This is a genomic window from Cocleimonas sp. KMM 6892 (assembly GCF_035798195.1).
GTDB lineage: Bacteria > Pseudomonadota > Gammaproteobacteria > Thiotrichales > Thiotrichaceae > Cocleimonas > Cocleimonas flava.
Genome location: NZ_JAPFBV010000001.1, coordinates 568,722 through 589,998, shown reverse-complemented (window position 1 = coordinate 589,998; position 21,277 = coordinate 568,722). Strand labels below are relative to the sequence as shown.

General features: G+C 40.1%; 21 protein-coding genes. 11 read left to right on the top strand and 10 right to left on the bottom strand.

The window, feature by feature from the left end:
• The first annotated feature begins 210 nt into the window (after nt 1-210).
• On the top strand, nt 211-1,500 hold the full coding sequence (locus OO007_RS02690; RefSeq protein WP_325807644.1) for an SIR2 family protein: 1,290 nt from the start codon (nt 211-213) through the stop codon (nt 1,498-1,500).
• Nucleotides 1,500-3,440 (top strand): ATP-binding protein, encoded by a 1,941-nt coding sequence (locus OO007_RS02685; protein ID WP_325807643.1) that lies wholly within the window; start codon nt 1,500-1,502, stop codon nt 3,438-3,440. Before OO007_RS02690 ends, OO007_RS02685 begins: the two co-directional genes overlap by 1 nt.
• Nucleotides 3,441-3,649: 209 nt before the next feature.
• Here the strand turns inward: OO007_RS02685 and OO007_RS02680 are convergent, their stop codons facing one another.
• Nucleotides 3,650-4,564 carry a LysR family transcriptional regulator gene (locus OO007_RS02680; protein WP_325807642.1) on the bottom strand — a complete coding sequence of 305 codons (915 nt, stop codon included), beginning with the start codon at nt 4,562-4,564 and terminating at the stop codon, nt 3,650-3,652.
• Nucleotides 4,565-4,827: 263 nt separating this feature from the next.
• Here OO007_RS02680 and OO007_RS02675 point away from each other — a divergent pair, with 263 nt between their 5' ends.
• Complete coding sequence (locus OO007_RS02675) at nt 4,828-5,868, top strand: porin (RefSeq protein ID WP_325807641.1); 1,041 nt, start codon at nt 4,828-4,830, stop codon at nt 5,866-5,868.
• 179 nt (nt 5,869-6,047) lie between these two features.
• Nucleotides 6,048-6,506 (top strand): hypothetical protein, encoded by a 459-nt coding sequence (locus OO007_RS02670; RefSeq protein ID WP_325807640.1) that lies wholly within the window; start codon nt 6,048-6,050, stop codon nt 6,504-6,506.
• Between the two features lie 42 nt (nt 6,507-6,548).
• On the opposite strand, the gene OO007_RS02665 is transcribed toward OO007_RS02670, so the two are convergent.
• Nucleotides 6,549-7,397, bottom strand: a complete 849-nt coding sequence (locus tag OO007_RS02665) for a lipase family protein (protein WP_325807639.1) — start codon at nt 7,395-7,397, stop codon at nt 6,549-6,551.
• A 258-nt stretch (nt 7,398-7,655) separates the two neighbouring features.
• On the opposite strand from OO007_RS02665, the gene OO007_RS02660 reads away from it, so the two are divergent.
• The 4 genes from OO007_RS02660 to OO007_RS02645 all read left to right on the top strand — a co-directional run bounded on the left by OO007_RS02660 (nt 7,656) and on the right by OO007_RS02645 (nt 10,633).
• Nucleotides 7,656-8,279, top strand: coding sequence for a hypothetical protein (locus tag OO007_RS02660; RefSeq protein WP_325807638.1), 624 nt, complete (start codon nt 7,656-7,658; stop codon nt 8,277-8,279).
• Nucleotides 8,280-8,715: 436 nt separating this feature from the next.
• Complete coding sequence (locus OO007_RS02655; protein WP_165874602.1) at nt 8,716-9,231, top strand: LysM peptidoglycan-binding domain-containing protein; 516 nt, start codon at nt 8,716-8,718, stop codon at nt 9,229-9,231.
• Nucleotides 9,232-9,442: 211 nt separating this feature from the next.
• Nucleotides 9,443-9,784, top strand: coding sequence for a hypothetical protein (locus OO007_RS02650; protein WP_325807637.1), 342 nt, complete (start codon nt 9,443-9,445; stop codon nt 9,782-9,784).
• Nucleotides 9,785-9,982: 198 nt separating this feature from the next.
• A complete protein-coding gene (locus OO007_RS02645) occupies nt 9,983-10,633 on the top strand; it encodes an arylesterase (protein WP_325807636.1) in 651 nt (216 codons plus the stop codon).
• A gap of 50 nt (nt 10,634-10,683) precedes the next feature.
• Here the strand turns inward: OO007_RS02645 and OO007_RS02640 are convergent, their stop codons facing one another.
• The 4 genes from OO007_RS02640 to OO007_RS02625 form a co-directional block, all read right to left on the bottom strand.
• On the bottom strand, nt 10,684-11,541 hold the full coding sequence (locus OO007_RS02640; RefSeq protein WP_325807635.1) for an ABC transporter permease: 858 nt from the start codon (nt 11,539-11,541) through the stop codon (nt 10,684-10,686).
• Nucleotides 11,542-11,569: 28 nt separating this feature from the next.
• On the bottom strand, nt 11,570-12,427 hold the full coding sequence (locus tag OO007_RS02635; RefSeq protein WP_207906932.1) for an ABC transporter permease: 858 nt from the start codon (nt 12,425-12,427) through the stop codon (nt 11,570-11,572).
• Nucleotides 12,424-13,584, bottom strand: coding sequence for an ABC transporter ATP-binding protein (locus OO007_RS02630; protein ID WP_325807634.1), 1,161 nt, complete (start codon nt 13,582-13,584; stop codon nt 12,424-12,426). The genes OO007_RS02635 and OO007_RS02630 overlap by 4 nt, the downstream gene beginning before the upstream one ends.
• A gap of 109 nt (nt 13,585-13,693) precedes the next feature.
• Nucleotides 13,694-14,773, bottom strand: coding sequence for an extracellular solute-binding protein (locus OO007_RS02625; RefSeq protein WP_131904473.1), 1,080 nt, complete (start codon nt 14,771-14,773; stop codon nt 13,694-13,696).
• Between the two features lie 194 nt (nt 14,774-14,967).
• On the opposite strand from OO007_RS02625, the gene OO007_RS02620 reads away from it, so the two are divergent.
• Nucleotides 14,968-15,327, top strand: coding sequence for a DUF7079 family protein (locus tag OO007_RS02620; RefSeq protein ID WP_325807633.1), 360 nt, complete (start codon nt 14,968-14,970; stop codon nt 15,325-15,327).
• A 313-nt stretch (nt 15,328-15,640) separates the two neighbouring features.
• Nucleotides 15,641-16,165 (top strand): LysM peptidoglycan-binding domain-containing protein, encoded by a 525-nt coding sequence (locus tag OO007_RS02615; RefSeq protein WP_165874601.1) that lies wholly within the window; start codon nt 15,641-15,643, stop codon nt 16,163-16,165.
• 240 nt (nt 16,166-16,405) lie between these two features.
• Here the strand turns inward: OO007_RS02615 and OO007_RS02610 are convergent, their stop codons facing one another.
• From OO007_RS02610 to OO007_RS02595, 4 genes are all read right to left on the bottom strand, one after another.
• Nucleotides 16,406-17,131 carry a tetratricopeptide repeat protein gene (locus OO007_RS02610; protein ID WP_325807632.1) on the bottom strand — a complete coding sequence of 242 codons (726 nt, stop codon included), beginning with the start codon at nt 17,129-17,131 and terminating at the stop codon, nt 16,406-16,408.
• 109 nt (nt 17,132-17,240) lie between these two features.
• A complete protein-coding gene (locus OO007_RS02605) occupies nt 17,241-17,804 on the bottom strand; it encodes a hypothetical protein (RefSeq protein ID WP_131904469.1) in 564 nt (187 codons plus the stop codon).
• A 161-nt stretch (nt 17,805-17,965) separates the two neighbouring features.
• Nucleotides 17,966-19,516, bottom strand: coding sequence for an alanine/glycine:cation symporter family protein (locus tag OO007_RS02600; protein WP_131904468.1), 1,551 nt, complete (start codon nt 19,514-19,516; stop codon nt 17,966-17,968).
• Between the two features lie 350 nt (nt 19,517-19,866).
• Complete coding sequence (locus tag OO007_RS02595; RefSeq protein WP_325807631.1) at nt 19,867-20,787, bottom strand: transcriptional regulator GcvA; 921 nt, start codon at nt 20,785-20,787, stop codon at nt 19,867-19,869.
• Nucleotides 20,788-20,938: 151 nt separating this feature from the next.
• Here OO007_RS02595 and OO007_RS02590 point away from each other — a divergent pair, with 151 nt between their 5' ends.
• Entirely contained in the window at nt 20,939-21,277 is a 339-nt protein-coding gene (locus OO007_RS02590) for a hypothetical protein (protein WP_325807630.1), read from the top strand.

Below are 21,277 nucleotides of genomic sequence, written 5' to 3'. Positions count from 1 at the left end.
CGGTATTAGTCTAGTACAGGACTATTGCGTTTTTAAGAGAATCGCTCTGAGTCATTCCCTGCTTTTAAACATTTTTATGTAAATTAATAAAGCTTTTTTAAATTAAATACCCTAAAACTTACCTTTTAAATAAAACTAATTTAAAAACACTATTGTATGTAAATAAATGGTATAAGCTAAGTTAATGACATGTAAATTAGGTAGTGGAAGATGAAAGGTGAAGAAGAAAAACTAGCAAAAGATTACATCAGTTTTTTTCAAGGGCAAGATAACTTAATAACTGATGAAGATGATTTAAATGCAGGTATTTTAAAGATAAAGAATAAAGTTTCTGACTTATCTAATATAAAAAATGTTCATTTTCTATTAGGAGCAGGTGCTAGTTCAGGATCAATTCCCGCAATGAAAACCATGTTGGACAAAATCATAAAAAGGTTAGAAAGTAAGCAATTAAAGGAAGAGCTTAGCAAAAGTTATAAAGGTGATGATCTTGATAAAAAAGTTAAAAACTATAAATTACTTTTTGAAAAAATCAATAAAAAAGAAAGTGGTAATTTAGAGAAAATATTGGGCACACTCTATTCTCTTAGATCATATCGAGAAGGAGCTGGATATAAAACTAATGGGGTAATTGTGCTTATTACTTTAATAGAAACAGAAATCTATGATCAGATAAATATTGATTTAGAGACTGATTCTGCTGCGGAATCCTTGAATATATATCAGCGCCTCTATCAGAAACTTTCACTACGGAATAAAGACCTAGCTCGAGTAAATGTATTTACCACAAACAATGATTTACTTAGTGAGAAAGCACTAGATTATCTTAATATTAATTACAATAATGGTTTTGGAGGCGGATTAACGAGGGTGTTTAATCCTGCGAGATTTAGTTATACCTTTTCCAGAAAAGTGGATACGAACCTTGAGAAGTATGAACCATTAGTGAATATGGTCTATCTCTATAAGTTACATGGCTCGATAAGTTGGGTTGAAAGCGAGGATAATTCATTTTTCAATATAAAAGAAGTGGCGGTAACACATGGAGATAGGCGACCAGATGAAAATGTACTGATCTATCCTACTCCATTAAAACAAAATAAAAGTTTAGGTTCTCCTTATGCCGATTTAATTAGGGAATTCCAGAAAAAACTATTACTTCCTAATAGCGTTTTATTTGTCATCGGTTATAGCTTTAGTGATGAACACATAAACAATATTATTTACCAAGCCATGGCTTCTAACCCATCGATTAGTATTGTAGTTTTTGGTGATTATAAAAATGAAAACCTTTTTAAAGTTGAAGATCGTCGGGTTTATAAAATATCTGGATACTCTGGTGAGATTGATGAAAATGGAGATAAGGAAAGGATTCATTATTTTAAGTATATAATTAATAATCTAATCCCAGATCTTGATCAGAATAAGGATGCTGATTTATTGAAGGATTTTTTGAGAAATATAAAGAAGCTAAACAACCCTAATGGGGAAACATCCTAATGAAGGTTGGGAAGATTACATCAGTAAATTACAGTCAGTTCCATGTAAAAATATCATCTGAGATACGTGGAAATACAGTAAATTTAGCGGGTACAGTATATTATTTCGGCAATATTGGAAGCTACTTAAAAACCACAAATGCTGTCGGTGAGGTTCTACTTTGTGAAGTAATATCAATATTTGATATTGACAGTAATAAAGATAACCAAGCTTTTGATATTGAAGGCAACAGAGAGCTTTTATTAAAACCTATTGGGACAATTTCACGTGATGGAATATTTAATCTTGGAGTAGGGATCTTCCCAAGTATTTATAGTGATGTAAGTATTGTTACATTTGAGGATATGAAAACGATCCTCAACATTCGCGAGAATGAAGGTAAAGATAATCAAGTTCATAGTAGCTTTTCTTTAGGCGTTAGTAAGAATCTAATAAATTATCCAATTGATATTAGTATCAATTCTTTCTTCAATATCCATTCTGCTGTTTTGGGGAATTCTGGAAGTGGCAAGTCCAATACGATTGCTCATATAATTCAAGATATCCATAAAAAATCCTCTCACTCTGCTCTTGGGTCAAAAATAATTATCTTTGATGTAAATGGTGAATATAAGCATGCCTTTAAAAAGAATCATCACAATAAAGATATTGGTGTTAAGTTTTATAAACCAAACATAACTGAAAAAACAAACGGAAATAATCCATTTCAGCTCCCTCACTTCTTAATGAATTTAGATGAGTGGAGTGCCTTTTTACTTGCTACTGAGGCAACTCAGCGACCTTTTTGGGATCGAGTGCTTCAAGAAAGTTATCGGTTTTATAAAATAGGTGGAGTAAAAAAAGAAGAAAGGTCTATCTTCGTAAATTATCTCAAACATAAAGTTTGTCAGTTGGTTTCTAGTATCCTTAGTAATGTAGATACTGATACTGCAAATATTACAGCGGCTTCAAGTGTGATTTCTAGTATTAGATCTATTCTTGAATCTGACCAAGAGCTTTCAAGTAGTTGTAAAGAATTTGGATTAACTGATGATCTCGATACTCTTCAGAATAGCTGTGACATATCATATGGCTCTAATAATCAAGAATTAGATAGTGCTGTAAAAGAAATATTTAATAATCTTAACTATGAAGACTATCAAAAAGTCTTAGAACATAAGCTTCCTCACGGAGAATTTTTTGATTATGAATTTTTAAGAATTGCAGCAAATATAACATTATTAGAGGAGGATGCTCGAGGGAATAAGCGTATTCGTGAATATACATCAACCATGATGACTAGGCTTGATTACTTTTTGGATAATACAGATTGTGAGTTTATGCGTTCAACTCTAGGTAAGGCTAAAAATGGTAAAGAATATTTGGAAGAAATTTGGAGAATTGAGGAAGGCTCACATAAAAACCAGTTAGTTATTATTGATACGAGTGAGCTTAGTCCTGATGCTTTGGAGACGCTGACTTCTGTTGTATCAAGGTTGTTATTCTCTGAAAGAAAGAAATTACAAGGCAACAAACGCCGAAAAAAACCAGTTCATCTTGTGTTAGATGAAGCTCACCGATACATCAAGAAAGACTACAAATATATTATAAAAGAAAATATATTTGAGAAAATTGCGAGAGAAGGGAGGAAGTATTCAATATTTTTATTAGTCTCCTCTCAAAGACCTTCAGAGTTATCAGAGACTGTATTATCACAATGTTCTAATTTTATTATTCATCGTATTCAGAATGAAATTGATATGCGATATGTTCACGCTATTCTTCCATATTTTTCAGACGATTTTTCCAATAAGATAAAGCAATCTGTCCCTGGTGAGGCTCTTGTTTTTGGTAACTGTGTATCGATGCCCTTGCATGTGAGAATTCACAAAGCTGACCCAGAGCCAAATAGTAAAAATTGTAATATTCCTAAAGAATGGTTTATAGCGGGGAAGGACTAGTATGATTGCTTCCCCTAAACAAACACACTTTGGTATTTATCCTAGGTAACTTCACGCGTGTGTCGGATTGCGCACTGTTTATCCGGCCTACTAAAAATAATAGCTTTGGTTTAACCCATCAGGAAAAGTGCCCCAAAGGTGGGGGGTGGGTTCAAGCCAATTAAATGAATGTAAAAGTCGCTTTTCAACTTACTTTCTAGGCAATTTATTCAACACCCAGCAAAGCTATTCAAACACCCAACAGGCCTTTTCATTAGATAATCAATCAGCGTTCGTGTGCGTAATGAAACCTGGCGGCGTGAAGGGTATATCAATGAAAAATTCATATTACCGCTGTGCCATTCAGGACATAGGCGTTGAAAGTATTGCTTTGATTCGTTTTTTACCATTATTGGTAATACGATTCCTATGCCCATTCCGTTTTCAACCATTTTTCGGCATAGGTCGGGTGAGTCTGTGATGTGGTAATTATCGGGTTTGAAGGTGATGTTTTTATCGCCATTGATTAAGGTGACTTGGTTTTTTTCATGGAGTTGCGGCAGTAATAACCAGGTGGCTTTTTTGAGGTCGTCAATTGAATTAAATGGACCGTATTTTTCTATATATTCCGGGTTGGCGGCAACGATTAATTCTTGCTCGAATAGCGGTCTGGCTATAAACGATTCATCTTTTAGTTTGCCTATTCTTAGCGCGAGATCTATCTGATCTTCTATCAAATCCAGGCTTTTGTTCGAAATTATGATATCGAATTTTATCTCTGGATAAATCACATTGAATTCCTGCAAGGCGGGTAGCAACCATTGACCCGCAAAATCTACCGTGGCGGTCACTCGAATTAATCCTGATAGTTGGTCCTGATTGAGTAGTTCATCAATATCGCCCAGTTCTTTGAGTAGGTTGGCAGCGTGCGGATAGAGAGATTTGCCATCTTCCGTCAAGGTTAAGCTGCGTGTCGTTCGGTGAAATAATCGTCTGTTTAAACTTTCTTCTAGTGATGCTACCTGCTCACTCACGCGTGATCGGCTGATCCCTAGGGATTTAGCGGCACGACTAAAATTACCTTCATCAACAACCAAGGCAAACATTGCCAGGTTTTTTAATGAAGATAAGTGATCATTTTTCATTGGTCTGTAACTCCGAACATCGTGTTCCCTTTTCGCCTACTTATCAAAAAAAACGTAGTGATTATTATATTTATCGTAGATCGCAAATACTCAATTTGCCGCTGAACTCCTTTGGCAAGTGTTGTTTTCGAGAAGTATTCGTGCGTATCAAATTTCTTAAAGCGCTGTGTATTGAATATCTGTTCTTTACGTTCAAAAGCGGTTTTTGGATTAAATAAAATCAGGATTCCAGCGGGGTAGGCCTGAAATTAAGGATAAATATTATGGTAATCAAACAAAGTATAAAAATGACAACGGGCGCATTGCTCATTGGTTCTTTTGCAATTGCTCCTCATGCTTTTGCCAAGTCTGAGGTGAAGATTTCTGGTCAAGTGAGTCGTGCGTTAACCTTTGCTGATAACGGCGTGGATGATGATGTTTTATTCACTGACAACACGAACAGCGGAACACGTTTTCGTATAACCGGCGAGACCGATGCGGTTGCTGGTATTACGGTTGGTTTCAACATTGAAACACAATATCAGGACAATGCTTCTGATCAGGTTGATATTAATGATTCGGATTCCAGTTCTGCGTTTAGATCACGTAAGCGTGAATTATATTTCCAGGGTGGTTTTGGTAAGTTGAGTCTTGGTCAGGGCGATGGCGCTGCAAACGGTACTTCTGAGGTCGATTTTTCTGGTACTACGATTGCTGATTACTCAGGTCAGGATTTGTACGATGGCATCAGTTTTGTTGATTCTGCAGGTAACGCGGTTGTTTCTAACGGTCAGGCATTTGATAACTTTGACGGTTTAAGCCGTAACGATCGTATTCGCTATGATTCTTTAAACTTTGGTCCTGTTGGTTTTGCAGTGAGTGCGGGAACAGATAAAGGTGAAATCGCGGCTCGTTATAGCCAGAAACTAGCGGGTGGTTCTAAAGTGGGCGCGGCAATCGGTTATGTTACTGATGATGCTGATGATTTCCAGCAATTGGGTTTGTCTGCCTCTTACCTTGCATCTAACGGTTTTAACATTACCGGTGCCTATGGTGAGCAATACCTTAATGATTCTCCGTTAGATCCAACGAGTGCTTACATCAAAATTGGTCAAAAGCTTGGCGCACATAACCTGTCTGTGTCTTACACCCTTACTGAAGATCAAGTTGCATCCAATGTGGAAGCTGAACGTATTAACCTTGCGTACGTTTATCATCTGAAACAAGGTGTTGAGTTATTTGCTGATTATGAAAATGCTCAGATTGATGCTGATGGCGTAGAAGACAAGAACCTGTTCTCTATTGGTTCACGAGTTAAGTTCTAAGTAGAGCTTATAAAAGCTGCGAGGCTTTTGTTTATTGTATAAATTACTGAACGTTGCATGGTTTATAAATACCTGAGTTAACCCCGAAAATTAACTCTCTGTTAGTCAACATCCTTAATTACAGTAGTTTACAAAGACAATAGGCAAGAGCCTCCCTTATTTATTCACAAGGATTCGAAATGAAAGTAAAACATTATGCTGGCGCGATTGATAGATCGACTAAGACTGCTACTCTGACTCTGTCGATGAAGTTGCTTAGCATTGCGTCACTATCAATATTGACGATTGCTTGTTCGAGTTCGCCTTCTAGTTTGTCTTCTAATTTGTCTTCTAGTTTTGACTCTCCTGAATTATTACCAGCAGATTCAATGATGCAGGGTCCGGGATTATTTAGCGGTAACAAGGGTTCATACGATGCTTTGGAGGCGAAAAAACCAAGTTCGGTCGTTGAAGCTAAGTCTGCTTCTACTTCTACTTCTACTTCTACTTCTACTTCTACAATGCCATCTTCATTAGCCGGTAAAGATTTGCAGCAAACCTCAGCATTACTCGAAGAGAAAATAAAACAATCGCAGCGCAATACAATTGAACTGGAATTGTTAAAACGTCAGGTAGACGAAAAGCTTCGTGCTAATTAATACGTTTATTTAAGCATGCTGTGTTAACCAGACTTTATTTGCTTATAAGGTCTCTTGGTAAATATAGTCAACGTAGTTATCTATCAGGTGATCGCTGAAGTGATCAATCTGTTTATTCTTTAAACCTGTCACAAAACCTTTCCACAGGTCAGCTTTGCGCTGTACCGCGTTTAATTCTTTTAGTCTTCCCTGTGCATCAAGATACATTTCTTTACCCGCATGACGATAACCGAGCCACACAGGTGGCGTGCGCGTCACAATGTCGTTGTTGTTTACCCAGCGGTAATAATCGACTTTAGCGTGGTTTATATAGCGTTTTGTGCCGACTCGCGGGCTACCGAAGGTATGTACTTGTTCTGGTCGTGTATCGATATGCGACAACAAGCAACGACCCGCACAAATAGATGCCATCGCGCCACCCAGTGAATGGCCGGTAAACCAGAGTTTTTTATCCAGATTTTGTTTGTGTGAGATCAGCATTTTTTCTAATAGCGGCCACACATCATCCACTTCTTTTTTAAAGCCACGGTGTACGTGCCCAACGGTTTCCGCCAATGCTTTGGTTGCATCGATATCGGCTTTTATATCATTCCATTCGTTGGGTTCGGTGCCACGAAAGGCGATCACGATGTCCTGATCGTTGGCAAATGAGTAGGCTTGGGAGCCGTCGTTGTTGTAGAAAGTGGTTCGGGTAAACCCAAGACGCAACGCTGCTTTTTCGGTCTCTTCGGGCTTTAGATAAGCAATCATGGAAAGTTCGGCAAACAACAAGGCTTTGTTGATCAAATCCTTTGCGCTTATGTCATGTCCTTTTTCAGGGTCACAGGGCGTCGAACGCAAGTTGATTTCATAAGCCTGCTGGTCGGCAATAACGTGTGTTTGTTGGTCCATACTTTTGAGTGGTGTGATAGAGAATTTACTGCATTTTATAGATTAATGACTTGAGTGTCAGCGCTACATTGTTCACTTTCGTTCACTTTCGATCAGCGGTTTTTATATGTTGTGCGTTTCTATAACGAGACATTTATAAAATGGGACTTTCTATAATGAGCTTTCTCATCGATATTTGATAAATGTGATTTTCTTCACAGATTTTGACGGCTTTAAATGTTTCAATAATATCTGCTTACTGAAACGTTAGGAGTCGAAATGAAATTCATAAAGTTATTGAAAGTTTCCGCATTGGTGTCACTGGCATCAACCCTGTCAATGCTGAGTGCGCCTGTTTTCGCGGATGAAGTTTCTGATCAAATAACGGTGGCTTTGGAAGCGTATAACGAGAAAGATTATAAGTCGGCAGTTGAGGAGTTAAAGTTTGTGACGGCTCAGGTACAGCAACTTTATCAGGCGGAAATTCAACAGCTGATGCCAAAACCTCTGGACGGCTGGAAGGAGAGAGAGCAAAAAAATAATAACGCAGCGGCGATGACGATGCTGGGTGGAATGGGCGGCGGCACCGGCATGAAAAGTGAGTTTACGCGTAATAGAGAAAACGTGATTGTCGAGGTCATGGCGAATTCACCCATGATGGGCATGATGACGATGATGCTTAAAAATCCTGCAATGATGGCGGGCCAACAAAATACCAAACCGTTTCGTTATAAAAAAGCCAAAGGCATGATTAAAACGGAAAAGAATAGATCAGAAATTACCTTAGTGCTTGCTGGTCAAATACTCATAACCCTGAAGGGAAGACAGCTAGAAGACGATGCCGTGCTAAAGGAATACCTAGAGCAATTAGATTTTGCCAAGTTGAAAGACGCGTTGCTATAACTAGGTTGCGATTGGGAGATGGTGCAGCGTAACCGTCATTCATTGGCGGTTACGCTCGTACTTTTAAAGCAGTGGATAATAACGCAATAATTATTCACTGCCTTGATCGCTTGTATGGTGAGTAAAACGTGTTATTTAAACATTGCAAACACACCCCCCTACTTATAAGCACTTTTTTAGCGCTTACTTCTCTCTAGTATCAATTAATATCAATCAGCATCATTCAGCAATAATTATCAACAGTGTAAGCAAATTCAGCAGAATAGGGTTAAATTTGCACATTTCAGTGTGCCTGCAACACTAGCGCTACACCACTTTACACTTCTTTACTTTGTCTATACCCAAGTTTGCATTTAGCTGATGCAAACTACATCCATCGTTTGAACAAACACAGCAAACGGATTAACACCTAATAATTAACTAAAGGATGGATATCATGAAAAACGTAAAACTAACATTAGCGACAACACTTTCGGTATTGGCTTTAACATTTGCTAGTGCAGCATCTGCTGATAATGGCAAGCGATACAACAATCAGAAGCAACAAGATAAAGTGTCTTTTAATAAAAAGCAGAGCAGTAATAAAAAAGTCACCAATAAAACTTTTCATGCTAAAAATATGGCGGCTAAAAAAGTCACAGTAAAAAAAGTGACGGTGAAAAAAGCAACGCCGAAGAAGGTAGTCGTCACCAAGAATATCGTGAAGAAGCCCGCAAAATCGCAGTATGTGTCGAAGAATCGCTACAATACTAAAAAAGTTGTTAAAACTAATGTGCACAGAAACGTAAATAGAACGGTAAAGACGCATTCTTACAAAGTTCGCTCAGGTGATACCTTGTACCGAATCTCTTTAAAAACAGGCGTTAGCGTGAATAAACTGGCACAACTGAACCGTATTACGAACTGGAATATCAATAATATTCGTATCGGCCAGATTTTAAGACTTTCATAATTCACAAGATGCTTAATTATCAATAGCTGACGTATTAATAGCTAAAAGGCACCCCCACACTTTGGGGGTGTTTTTTTGCGTGTTGGCACATCCTGTTCTTTACTCATTTGATGCTTATTTTTTGCATGTTACTTCGTCAAACTATTTTCATGGTCTCAACAGAGACTTTAAAACGGCTTAAAGCCATCATGTTAAATAGAGGATAATGACTATGAAAAACGTAAAATTAAAATTAGCGAGAACACTATCGGTATTGGCTTTGTCTTTTGCTGGCGTAGCATTTGCGGATAAGAGTACTCAATATAGTGAGCTTCTGCAGAATGGCGTGAGCAAAACGACAGAGACTGATAAGGCTAGCCAGTACAGTGAGGGTGTTGATTTTGGCCCTGGTAACAGGACTGCGACGAACCAGGCAAGTCAAACTTCAGTGGGTAGCAGTCTGTCAATGAGCGCAAAAAAAGCTAACGTTAATGTGGCTGAGACGACGGTTGATAAAACAGCCGTTAAAAATACACTTGAGAAGACTAAAAAACTGAATCTGGAATTACAATAATTTCATCAACGTTTTATAAGGCACCCCCACACTTTGGGGGTGTTTTTTTGCCTGTTATTTATGTGTGATTACGAAAGTAAATATTGAGCGATAAGGGGTGAAAGGCAAGTAAAAAAAACAGGTAAAAAACGGGTAAATGCCTTGCTGCGTTTGTCGGTTCGGTTTTCTTTTAAACCAACGATGTTTCATACTTGAACGATGCTAAACAGAATTCTCATTTCAAAAAGCGTCGATCTGAAAAGATCATGGGTCAGTATCTTTGCGTTATTGTTTGTAACGTTACTATTGCAGGCATGTGGCAGTGAAAAATTGCTCAGCAGGGTGTCAGAGTCGGGCGTTATTCTCGCTTTCGGCGATAGCCTAACTTCGGGTGTTGGCGTAAAACCCGAGAATAGCTATCCTAGCGTTTTAGCCAGACTTACCGGTAGGCAGGTAGTCAATGCCGGAATATCCGGCGAAGTAACCGCAGATGGCTTGGCGCGTTTGGCAGCAGTGATCGAAAAAACCAATCCAGAACTGATGATTCTGCTGGAAGGTGGCAATGATATTTTACGTAATAAGAGCCTTTCAGAAACCAAGAAAAACCTATCTGCGATGATCAATTTAGCCAAAGCAGAAGGGATTCAAGTGGTATTAGTCGGCGTGCCGAAAAAACAATTATTCTCAGATGCTGCGCCATTATATTCCGAGCTGGCAGAAGAGCATCGAGTACCGCTCGAAGCTGAAATTATCTCGTCATTAATTCGCAAACCCAAATTTAAATCAGACAGCGTCCACTTCAATGAAGCAGGCTATTCGAAGATGGCCGAAGAGATACAGCAGTTACTAAAAGATCATGGTGCTTTGTAAAGGCACCCCCCACCTTTGAGGCACTTTTTTTAGCTGTTATTTGAAAATAGCTAACTATCTTCCTTCTTCTGCACAAACACACTAATCAGTGCCAGTACTCCGGAAACGATCATTAACAATAACGAGACCGCATTCAGCTCAGGTGTAGAGCCTTCGCGTAGGCGATCGAACATGGTGATGGTAAGTGGCGAATCGGAACTTGTCAGCATCAACGTGGTGTTGAAGTTTTCGAAACTCATGAGAAAAGCAACGATGCCTGCGCCGATCATTGCCGGTCTTAAATAGGGCAGTGTGATGGTTCGTAACACCGACGTTTTAGTCGCGCCAAGGTTGTAAGCAGCTTCTTCTAATGAACGATCCATTTTGCGCAAGCGCGCGCCGATTACCATCGTGGCAATGGTGGTAATGAAAGCGAATTGTCCAAGTATTACCAGTACTAAACCTGGCCTTAAGAATTCAACTTCGAGGTTAAATACTTCATCCATATAATTCGCCATGGAGTTGGATGAGATAAGTATCGAGATGCCTAAAATTACGCCCGGAATAACCAGCGGCAATAGCATCAGCATGTAGAGAAATTCTTTGAAACGGAAGTCGTAGTGTTCAAACAGAAACGCATTGGTGGTGGCGACAAAGATCGACAAGGTAGTTACCCAGAAGGCAATAAAGGCAGAAACGCCGACACTTTCGAGCATCGCCGAATCGCTAAACACGCCTAAACGTTGGGGCGTATCGCTGGTAAACCAGTCAAGAGTAAAACCATTCCACGGTAGCGATGGGAATAGCGAGTCATTGAAGGCAAAGGTGGCGACCACAGCTAATGGCGCAATCAGGAATATATAGAATAACAATATATACGCGCGATACGTCCAGCGAAGCGAGGCGGGCTGTGAGATTGACGGTATCATGTCCTTCTTGTCTCGATTAAAAACATTCTCATGTCATGGTACTCGTTAGCGTTTGTCTGCTGAGTTTAAGCCCAAGCCAGACAATCAATGAGGACAGCAATAACAGCAAAATACCGAAGGCTGAGCCAAGCTCCCAGTTAAAGCGAGTAATAAACTGGGTGTAAATTTGTTCGGTAAACCACAGGCTATCCTTACCACCAAGCAAATTCGGTGTGAGGTAGTTACCCAAGGTCATCATAAACACGATGATACAACCAGAAACGATACCAGGCATCGCGTGCGGGATAACGATTTGGCGCATGGTCGTCCACATATTGCCGCCAAGGTCGTAACTGGCTTCGATGATGTCATCGTCCAGGCTTTCCAAAACGGTCACTAGCGGCACCACCATGAACAGCATCGAGGTATAAACCAGCCCAACCATAATTGCGGCGTCGTTATAGAGTAATTCAACAGGGCCAGACACCAAGCCTGCCCACTGCAGCGCATTACTGATAACACCGGTTTCGCGCAGTAGAATCATCCAGCCGTAAGTACGTACTAATTCACTCACCCAGAATGGAATCAGGCAGAGTAAAAACAGGAATGATTTCGATCTGCCACGTAACATTTTAGCGATGTAGTAGGAGACGGGAAATGCGATTAAAAGCGTGAGTGCGGTTGCCAGTATCGACATAACCGCGGTGCGCATAAAGGTGCGCCAATACAGCGGTTCGGTAAAGAATTCGATAAAGTTTTTAAAGCTGAAAGCGTATTCTCTGGGGGCTGTTTGCTCGCGCAGCGCGATGCCAAGCATATCGATGTGCGGAATGATAACCAGCAGTATTAGCCATAACGCGAAAGGCGCTAATAACAACCAGAAGAATATGGAAGTGTGTTGCTTCACGTATCAGCCCTGGGATGTAAAGATTTACTCGAAAAGCAATGAGTCTGGTCTTGAGACCAGGAAATCGTGAGGGCTTCTCCCTTCTGTAAACCTATAAATTCACCGGTTTGAGGTAAAGCGACGTGCAGCTCTTTACCAGAAGCAACGTCGACCAGTAGTGCCGTGCTATTTGCGCCGTTAAAGAGTAGGTCGACGACTGTGCATTGCAGGCTGTTTTCGTTTGGATCGGCTGTTTGCCCATTCTGGACGATTTTGATAGCTTCGGGACGTACAAACACATCAACTTTTTCGCCCACTGCAATAGGTGCCGTGCCGTTGATCTTCCCGCGTAGCGCAGGGCCATTAGCAACCTGGGTGGTGCAACTGACGTTATCGACTTGGGTGACTTTGGCTTGCCATTTATTCGCATCGCCAACAAAGCCTGCAACAAAGGAGGTTTCTGGGTGATAGTACAAATCAGAAGGTGTGCCGACCTGTTCGAAGGCGCCGTTGTTCATCACCGCGACTTTATTCGACATCACCAGTGCTTCTGACTGGTCGTGGGTGATATAGATAAAGGTAGTGCCGACACGGCTTTGCATTTGCTTGAGTTCGACTTTCATGTGCTCGCGCAGTTTCAGGTCGAGCGCACCGAGTGGCTCATCAAGCAAGAGTAATTTGGGTTCGAGAACCAGACAGCGAGCGATGGCGATACGTTGCTTTTGACCGCCTGATAGCTGTGAGATTTTCTTTTTTCCTGAATCGCCAAGATCCACGCTTTCGAGTGCATTTTTGACGCGTTTATTGATTTCGGCAGAGGCAACCTTACGCTGTTTTAAACCATATGCGACGTTATCCGCCACGGACATCATCGGGAATAGTGCAAGGTGTTGAAACACCATATTGGCAGGTCGTTTATTCGCTGGAACGCCGAGTACCGAACTGCCTTGAATAAGTATGTCGCCAGAGTCTGGCTCGTCAAATCCGGCAATCATCCGAAGCAGGGTGGTTTTGCCGCAACCTGATGGACCAAGAATAGAGAAGAAGGAGCCTTTTTCGATTTTTAGGCTAACGTCATCGACAGCTGTAAAGTCACCGTAATGCTTATTTACATTGCGGGTTTCCAGGTCAATTATGGTGCTATTGTTTGAATTTTTCGCAGTTACGTTTTGTGTCATCGATTGGCTCAGAAATAAAAAATACCCCTCTCAGTATAAACCTGAGAGAGGCGATTCGTCCTGTATAAAGAAATAATTTAGAGAATTATTTCTGACGTTTTTTTAACTGTTACTTTGCCGCTTTAACGCGATCCAGAACTTTACCTTCTATTTCTTCAAGGCCTGCTGGCACTGGTGGGTACCATTTAACATTATCCAGTGCTGCTTGTGGGAAGCTATCCTGGAATTGTGCTTTTAGTACGTCATCAGCAAATTCATCAGCACCTTTAGATGCAGTGAAGTTACCCGCAACTGCAGTGATTTTAGCCGCGATTTCTGGCTTCATTACAAAGTTGATCCATTTGTAAGCCGCTTCGTCATTCTTGCCTTTACGTGGAAGTGTGAAGGTATCAATCCAGCCTAGAGCGCCAGATTTAGGTGCAACAAAAGTGATGTCTTTGTTTTCTTTGTTTAGCTTCCATCCGCCTGTATCCCAAGCCATCGCCGCTGTTACTTCACCTGAACGTAGTAGGTTTAAGAGTGCGTCGCCACCTGTCCAGTACGTTTTAACAACTGGCTTACATTCAACCAGTTTCGCTTCAACTTTTGACATGAGTTCTGTGTATTTTTCTTTGTCAGCGTACGCTGCGAAAGGGTCTAAGCCCATTGCGAATGCAAAACCGATTAGCGTTGGACGCTTTAAACGGTAAGACACTTTGCCCATTAAGTCTTTGCTACAAAGGTCGGTGTAATCTTTAACCATGCCTGCCGTTTTAGTGTTTACCACTAATCCGCTAGTACCCCAAATGTGCGGCACACTGTAAACGTTGTCTTTAAACGTGGTGTTTGCCTTGGTTGCATCTAACATTGAAGTGATGAATAAACCACCATTTATCTTTGATAAATCCATTGGCTTGTAAATATCATGATTTTCTTGTGCGCCTGTTACACGGTCCTGACTTGGTTGCGCTAGGTCGAATCCAGAACCGCCAGTAGCACGAAGCTTTGAGATCATGTCTTCGTTGTTTGATTTGGTAACTTTTACATCGATGCCTGTTTCTTCTTTAAACAGTTTGATCACTTCATCTGGCGCGTATCCGCCCCATGTTAGAAGTCTTAATTCTTCTGCGTAGGTAGAAGTTCCTGCAAATAATGTTGCACTGATAAGGGGTAATGTAAGAAGTATCTTTTTTAGTTTTAGGCTTTTCATAAATTTCCTTTTTATTTGTTAGGTCTTAATTTAAAGATAAAAGTTATTGCGTAACATAGGGATTATAGGAAAAAAATATTACAGAAACATGAAAGTCTTAGGCTAAATTAGAAATCATTGAAAAAGCGGGCTTATTTTGAGCCTGGTTCGAGATTAGTTTTAGGTGAATTTACCCATGTATAATTCGTATCACTATGAGATTCGATAGCGCTACATTAACGATTAGAAAGCCACTGTGGGTGGCTCTGTCTGATTTATTTCTGGATACACAACTGCAACAACATGATTTGGCCTTTATCGCACGGAGAATGCATGAGTCCGGCTATTCGCTGGATGAAATAAACGATATCCTGATGTTCGAAGTGTTTCCCGTTTGTATTGCGAACTTGCATTCAGTCGCGGGAGAGTGGGCCGGTTTTGATGAGAAATGGGTGGTTAATGCAATTTTGTCAGCGAAGCGCCCCAATCGTTTTCGACGCTGGATGAATCGTCGCAGCTTCTGGATGATAAAGAACGAGTGGGAAGCCGTTCTGGAATGTTATGAAAAACTCTAAATAATGGTTAATCACTATTAATGATTACAAATCCCAAATTTCAAAGCCCAAAGCCCAAAGCCACCCCCCACCTTTGGGGCACTTTTTTTATCATGTAGAAACGAAGACATGATGCGTCTTTAGATTTGCCGCGCTTCATTTTTCGTCGACTTTGCCATTCAGCTTCAACAAAAGTAGACATTCATTTACATTTCTTTACGTGGTCGCTACCCAAATTTTCATTTGCCTGATGCAAACTTTACTCATCGATTGAAAACAACTTCAAACGGTTACTGTTTTAATTATTTTAATAACTATTTTAAGGATGAGGATCATGAAAAACATTAAATTAACATTAGCAACCACACTTTCAGTTATGGCTTTAGCCTTCACCGGTAACGCATTTGCAGATGGCGATAGAAATCATAATAGTTTCGAACGTCAGGTTAATAAAAGCAAAGTCCAAAAGGTTAAGCATAAGAAATATGCACATAACAAAACGATAACGAAAAGAGTGGTCGTAAAAAACACGCCGACTAGAAAAGTGGTTGTTACCAAAACGAGCTTTAGACAGCCTGTTGCCAATAAACATGTGAAAACCAAACGTTTTCAGCACGTTAAAAGATTTAATAAGCAATACAACCGTTACCAACAGCGTGTTCGTTATGACAATCGTAACAAGCGCTATAACCAGAAACGTGTGAGCAAGCAGATTGCCTATTCGGTTCGCCCTGGTGATACATTGATTCAAATTTCGTATAAAACAGGTGTGAGTGTTCAAAGACTTGCAAGATTGAATCGTATTAACAATAGAAATTTAAACCGCTTGGTGGTTGGGCAGGTATTACGTTTAATCTAGATGCTGGATGATCATTGAGTTAAATGTAAATCTCGGTTAATAAGCACTAGTAGCCACTAGTAACCATAAAGTCACCCCCCTACTTACAGGGCTTTTTTTAAAAAGTGCCTGAATACACGCTAAGTTATAGTATCTCCTTTTAGTCGAGCTATAACTAAGCTTTGGTATAAATTTGCTCTAACGTTTTAAAAAACAAAACGAAGAGCTCATTCAAGTAGGGGGTGACTTTGTTTTTTTTAGTTACTGTTCTATCTTATTTAGCAGATCCATTATTTCTGCAGTTTCAGGTGCATCTTCCCCATGCGTGATTTTGCTGGCGGCTAAGGCTTTTTCATAATATTGCTTAGCCAGAGCGTATTCTTTTTTGACATTATGTATCGCGCCTAATTTTTTAAATGTATCGATAGTCACTTCGTTATTCAGCCTGATATAGCTGAGGCGGGATTCATGCATGCCGTTAATCATGCCTTTGTCTTCACGTTCATCCTGCGCTTCTTCATTGTCTTTTTTTCCGAGTCTTTTTGACAAGGATAGCTCGAAATATTGTTGCGCCTGGTCGTATTGCTTTTCCTCTTCAGCAATCAGCCCCAATTTAAAATAGGTTTTGGCAAAGCCAAACATGTCATTTTTCTTCAGCTTTTTTTTGATCGCTAAAGATTTCAGATAATAATTTTTTTCTTCCGCGGCGTTTCCTAGTTTGTAGTAAAGGTCTGCCATATCTTCATAGATGCTGGCTGTTTCAGCGGTGTTTTCTTCGCCATCACTTATTTTTTCATCGACCAATTGCTGGTAGATGGTCAGCGCTTTTTTATGCTCTCCATTTTTCATCGCCTCATTGATGGCAATTTCTTCTTTGCTTTTTGAGAAGTTATCGAAAAATTCCGGATTGGTATAGCTGATGATTATTGCGTAAATTATTATCGAGATAATGCTATAAAAAATGATGTTCGATTGACGGTTTGTCATTTAATTCCTGATGTTATTTTGATTTAATCTGATACCTTGGGAGTATGCATTTTTACCTTGGGTATTCATAGAATATGGTGCACATTCTCCCAGTGCATTTTTCAGTAGGTTACAGAATTATTTCATGTCGTAAGTCGATGAGTTCCACGGATAAGAATTCAGCCAGTTTTTCAGCGTCACTTAATAACTGGTCTATATCGTTGTGGTTAAGTACGTTAATTCGACGTCCATTTTTGGTTAGCATATTGAGTTCATAGCATGGGTAACTTAAGCCATGCTTACTTGTAACCATTTTATTCAGTATCTGAAGTGAGATAATATTTTCAAGTTTTACCTTACGGTCGATATTGTTTTTGTAAGAGCCTGTGTTTTTATCAAAAGTAACCTGTTTGACAAACGGCATGACTAAGGTGATGCCAAACGTCAAAATAGCTATACCCACACCTCCAAGGAAAAGCGTAAAGTCGAGTTGTTTTTTGTTGTGGTAAACGATGGCGGCAAGGGCCAATAAAAACAAGCCAACCACAATATACACAAGACAAAACGCCAATGAACTCATCGTCGGCTTAAGGTCAGCAACATTGTTTTGAAATATAACGGTGTGAGACCTGAATTTTGGGCCTTTCTGTAATATGGCTTTATTCAGGTCTATAGGCGTATCTTTTATCTTCATTTTAGTTACTCCTCCTAATTAGCTAATTCTTGATTCGTTTGTATATTGAAACCCAGTTATAGCTCAGTTGAAGATCAATTTAAGCTCAAAAAAAAGCCCACCGAAGTGGGCTTTAATTTTACATGAATCAATATTTATTAATGCTTATTAATAAGTCTCGATTACTTGTACTTCTTGATTTCACCTGATTTTACACGTGCTACAAAAGACGCTAATTCTTCTTTAACAATCGGCATTAAGAAGTAAAGACCGATGATGTTGAAGATAGACATTGCAAATATTGCCGCATCAGAGAAGTCGATTACTGCACCAAACTGGATAGTTGCACCAACGATTACAAACATACAGAAGATTAGTTTGAAAATCATTTCCATTGATTTGCCTTCACCAAAAAGGTAAGTCCAGGCTTTAAGACCGTAGTAAGACCATGAAATCATTGTTGAGAATGCAAACATGATTACTGCAAGAGCAAGGAAGTATTTAAAGATACCAACCGAGTCTGAGAACGAAGCAGCAGTTAATTGAACACCGGTTAAACCAGCGCCATCAAATGGAGCAACGTTTAAGCCTGCGATTGTGATGACTAATGCAGTCATTGTACAAATAACAACGGTATCGATGAAAGGCTCAAGCGTCGCAACCAAGCCTTCTGTAATTGGCTCTTTTGTCTTAACCGCAGAGTGAGCAATTGCCGCAGAACCAATACCCGCTTCGTTAGAGAATGTAGCACGTTTCAAACCTTGTATTAACGCACCAAGAACACCACCGACAACACCAGCACCGGTAAATGCGCCTTCGAATATTGCAGAGAATGCCGCACCGATTTGATCAAGGTTCATTAGAATGACGATGATACCCATACCAAGATAAAGCGCAGCCATGTAAGGAACTACTTTCTCAGTCACTGATGCAATTGAAGGCATACCACCCACGATTACAGAGAATACTAATGCAGCAAGTACCACACCTGTGATAATTCCGTACTCAGGTGGAACATCAAACGCATACGTTAACATTGCGTGTGCCTGATTAGCCTGGAACATGTTACCGCCACCAAACGAACCAAGGATACACATCAGCGCAAAGCCGATTGCCAGTACTTTACCCAAGCCGCCGAAGCCTCTCTCAGCCATGGCGTCGCGCAAGTAGTACATGGGTCCACCAGATACTGCACCTGACGGTAAGATGGTTCTGTATTTAACCCCCAAAGTACATTCAAAGAATTTAGAAGCCATTCCTAACAGGCCACACATAATCATCCAGAACGTAGCGCCAGGTCCACCAATAGCGACCGCGACACCAACACCAGCGATGTTACCCAGACCAACCGTACCAGATAGTGCCGTTGTTAAGGCCTGAAAGTGAGAAACCTCACCATCTTCCTTTGCGTTAGGGTCAGAATACTTGCCGCTTACAATCCCTAGCGCTAAACCAGAGCGTCTAAATTGAACAAAACCGAAATAGAAGGTGAAAATGATCGCTGCGATAAATAACCAGCCAACGATTAATGGGAACTTGGTGCCTGCGACAGGTAAACTATAGAAAATAAGATTAACAAACCAACCTAAATAATCGTTAAAAAATGTATCAACCCCACTACTGACTCCAGTAAGCAATGCACTGAATGAGCTTGGTTCTTCTTCAGCAGCAAATGCTCCGAATGATAGTATTGTTAAAAATATCCCTATGAGATATCGATTGAGTGTTTTCATAAATAACAGCCTTTAGTTTTTTGTGTAGGGTGAAAACGAATACAACTGTAGAATTAATACAGAAGTAATCACTGTGGTTTTTAAATTAGTCGAAAATACTATCTATTAAAATGCGCAAGACAGTACATTGAATAAAACTATAGTAAAGATTTTCTAAAACTCTGTAAGAATTTTAAAAATAAGTATAAAAAACCGTATATATTGAGTTTATTAGGCTTAAAATTAAATAATAATACTTTTTGCAATAGATTATGCTGTGTAAGGCGCCTCTGGCGTAAGGAAAGTAGCGTAGTATGTTGCTAATCACTTTTATTGATGGAAAAACAGTTGCTAGAGGATTTACAAAAGCGTTATTTGCGCCTTACTTTTTTTACTTCATCTAACAGCCATTGCCTAAATATTTTCACACGCGGCAAATTAGATTTAACGTTGGGGTAAATCAGATAATAAGAAAATTTAAGTGGGATGTCGGTATCTTCAAAAAGTTTTACTAATTGCCCGGTTTTTAGCTCGTCATTGACCACCACATCACCAACCAGAGCAACGCCTTGTCCGCGGATAGCAGCTTCCACTAAGAGATTATGTTGTGAAAAATGCAGGCCATGACGGCCGTCTATTCCTTTGGCACCAACGGTAGCAAACCACATTTCCCAATCTACATGCGTGTTGTCGATGAAGAAATAATCGCCATGCGCATGCAGCAGTGTATGGTGTTTGAGGTCTTCAGGGGTTTTCAGTTTGTCTTTTCTTTTTAGGAGTTCAGGGTTGCAGACAGCGATTACGCTCTGGGAGAACAGATAGTCTGCTTCTAGTCCCGGGTATTCTCCAGTGCCAAAACGGATTCCGACATCAATATCGTCATTAATCAAATCAGCAAGATCATTACTGGCATCAATTCTCACATCTATATCGGGAAATTCGTGCTGAAAGCTGCTCAGTCGCGGCATTAACCAGCGCGAAGTAAATGTCGGAGATGCCGTAATAGTTAGCGGCTTATCGTCGTTTTGTTTACGAATTAAATCGATGGCGTGCGCCATATTATCTAAGCCTTGTGTCAGTAAAGGCAGGCAGATTTGCGCTTCATCGGTCAACAGTATCAGTCGATTTCTGCGTTTGAAAAGTTTGATATTTAGATAATCTTCCAGCACTTTAACTTGCTGGCTAACCGCGCCAGGGGTGACGTTGAGCTCTTCAGCGGCTTTTGAAAAACTTAAATGACGCGCGGTGGCTTCAAAGGCTCGAATTGAATTGAGTGGCGGAAGACGACGCATGATTTCGGTGTTCTCAATCCTTTTCGCAATAGAATTTCTAAAGTATAGCTTAGATCTAATCGTTTGTTAAGCGCACTGTATTCCTTGATTATTCTCACATGGCAACGAAAAGCCAAACATTAAGTAAGGCACAATGAGGAGAATATCTAAAATGAAAAACAATAATCAACAATATCAGAGAAAGTTTGAAAGACAAGTGAATCACTTATCCGGCTTTGTTGGAATGCCGATACGGAATGGTCGTCAGCCAACGCTTTCGGAAATACGCGAAAACGATAGGCAGATTTTGGAGCAGCAAGCTAAAGGTGTCGAACCAAGAAAAAACAGCCTGCTACAGAGAGTGTTTGCAAAGCTAACGGCAACAACCGCAAATGCCTCTAGTCATACTGTTAAGGCAATAAACACAATTAGCACAAAGAGTGACAAGGCTGTTGAAAAAAAACGAAAGTCAAAAGAGCTAGTTAGAAATGGTTCGGTCTGTTGCCATTAA

Excerpts from the sequence above, each read along its gene's own strand:
- OO007_RS02690 (WP_325807644.1), top strand. The coding sequence starts at position 211 with ATGAAAGGTGAAGAAGAAAAACTAGCAAAAGATTACATCAGTTTTTTT.
- OO007_RS02685 (WP_325807643.1), top strand. The coding sequence starts at position 1,500 with ATGAAGGTTGGGAAGATTACATCAGTAAATTACAGTCAGTTCCATGTA.
- OO007_RS02680 (WP_325807642.1), bottom strand. The coding sequence starts at position 4,564 with ATGAAAAATGATCACTTATCTTCATTAAAAAACCTGGCAATGTTTGCC.
- OO007_RS02675 (WP_325807641.1), top strand. The coding sequence starts at position 4,828 with ATGGTAATCAAACAAAGTATAAAAATGACAACGGGCGCATTGCTCATT.
- OO007_RS02670 (WP_325807640.1), top strand. The coding sequence starts at position 6,048 with ATGAAAGTAAAACATTATGCTGGCGCGATTGATAGATCGACTAAGACT.
- OO007_RS02665 (WP_325807639.1), bottom strand. The coding sequence starts at position 7,397 with ATGGACCAACAAACACACGTTATTGCCGACCAGCAGGCTTATGAAATC.
- OO007_RS02660 (WP_325807638.1), top strand. The coding sequence starts at position 7,656 with ATGAAATTCATAAAGTTATTGAAAGTTTCCGCATTGGTGTCACTGGCA.
- OO007_RS02655 (WP_165874602.1), top strand. The coding sequence starts at position 8,716 with ATGAAAAACGTAAAACTAACATTAGCGACAACACTTTCGGTATTGGCT.
- OO007_RS02650 (WP_325807637.1), top strand. The coding sequence starts at position 9,443 with ATGAAAAACGTAAAATTAAAATTAGCGAGAACACTATCGGTATTGGCT.
- OO007_RS02645 (WP_325807636.1), top strand. The coding sequence starts at position 9,983 with ATGCTAAACAGAATTCTCATTTCAAAAAGCGTCGATCTGAAAAGATCA.
- OO007_RS02640 (WP_325807635.1), bottom strand. The coding sequence starts at position 11,541 with ATGATACCGTCAATCTCACAGCCCGCCTCGCTTCGCTGGACGTATCGC.
- OO007_RS02630 (WP_325807634.1), bottom strand. The coding sequence starts at position 13,584 with ATGACACAAAACGTAACTGCGAAAAATTCAAACAATAGCACCATAATT.
- OO007_RS02625 (WP_131904473.1), bottom strand. The coding sequence starts at position 14,773 with ATGAAAAGCCTAAAACTAAAAAAGATACTTCTTACATTACCCCTTATC.
- OO007_RS02620 (WP_325807633.1), top strand. The coding sequence starts at position 14,968 with ATGAGATTCGATAGCGCTACATTAACGATTAGAAAGCCACTGTGGGTG.
- OO007_RS02615 (WP_165874601.1), top strand. The coding sequence starts at position 15,641 with ATGAAAAACATTAAATTAACATTAGCAACCACACTTTCAGTTATGGCT.
- OO007_RS02610 (WP_325807632.1), bottom strand. The coding sequence starts at position 17,131 with ATGACAAACCGTCAATCGAACATCATTTTTTATAGCATTATCTCGATA.
- OO007_RS02605 (WP_131904469.1), bottom strand. The coding sequence starts at position 17,804 with ATGAAGATAAAAGATACGCCTATAGACCTGAATAAAGCCATATTACAG.
- OO007_RS02600 (WP_131904468.1), bottom strand. The coding sequence starts at position 19,516 with ATGAAAACACTCAATCGATATCTCATAGGGATATTTTTAACAATACTA.
- OO007_RS02595 (WP_325807631.1), bottom strand. The coding sequence starts at position 20,787 with ATGCGTCGTCTTCCGCCACTCAATTCAATTCGAGCCTTTGAAGCCACC.
- OO007_RS02590 (WP_325807630.1), top strand. The coding sequence starts at position 20,939 with ATGAAAAACAATAATCAACAATATCAGAGAAAGTTTGAAAGACAAGTG.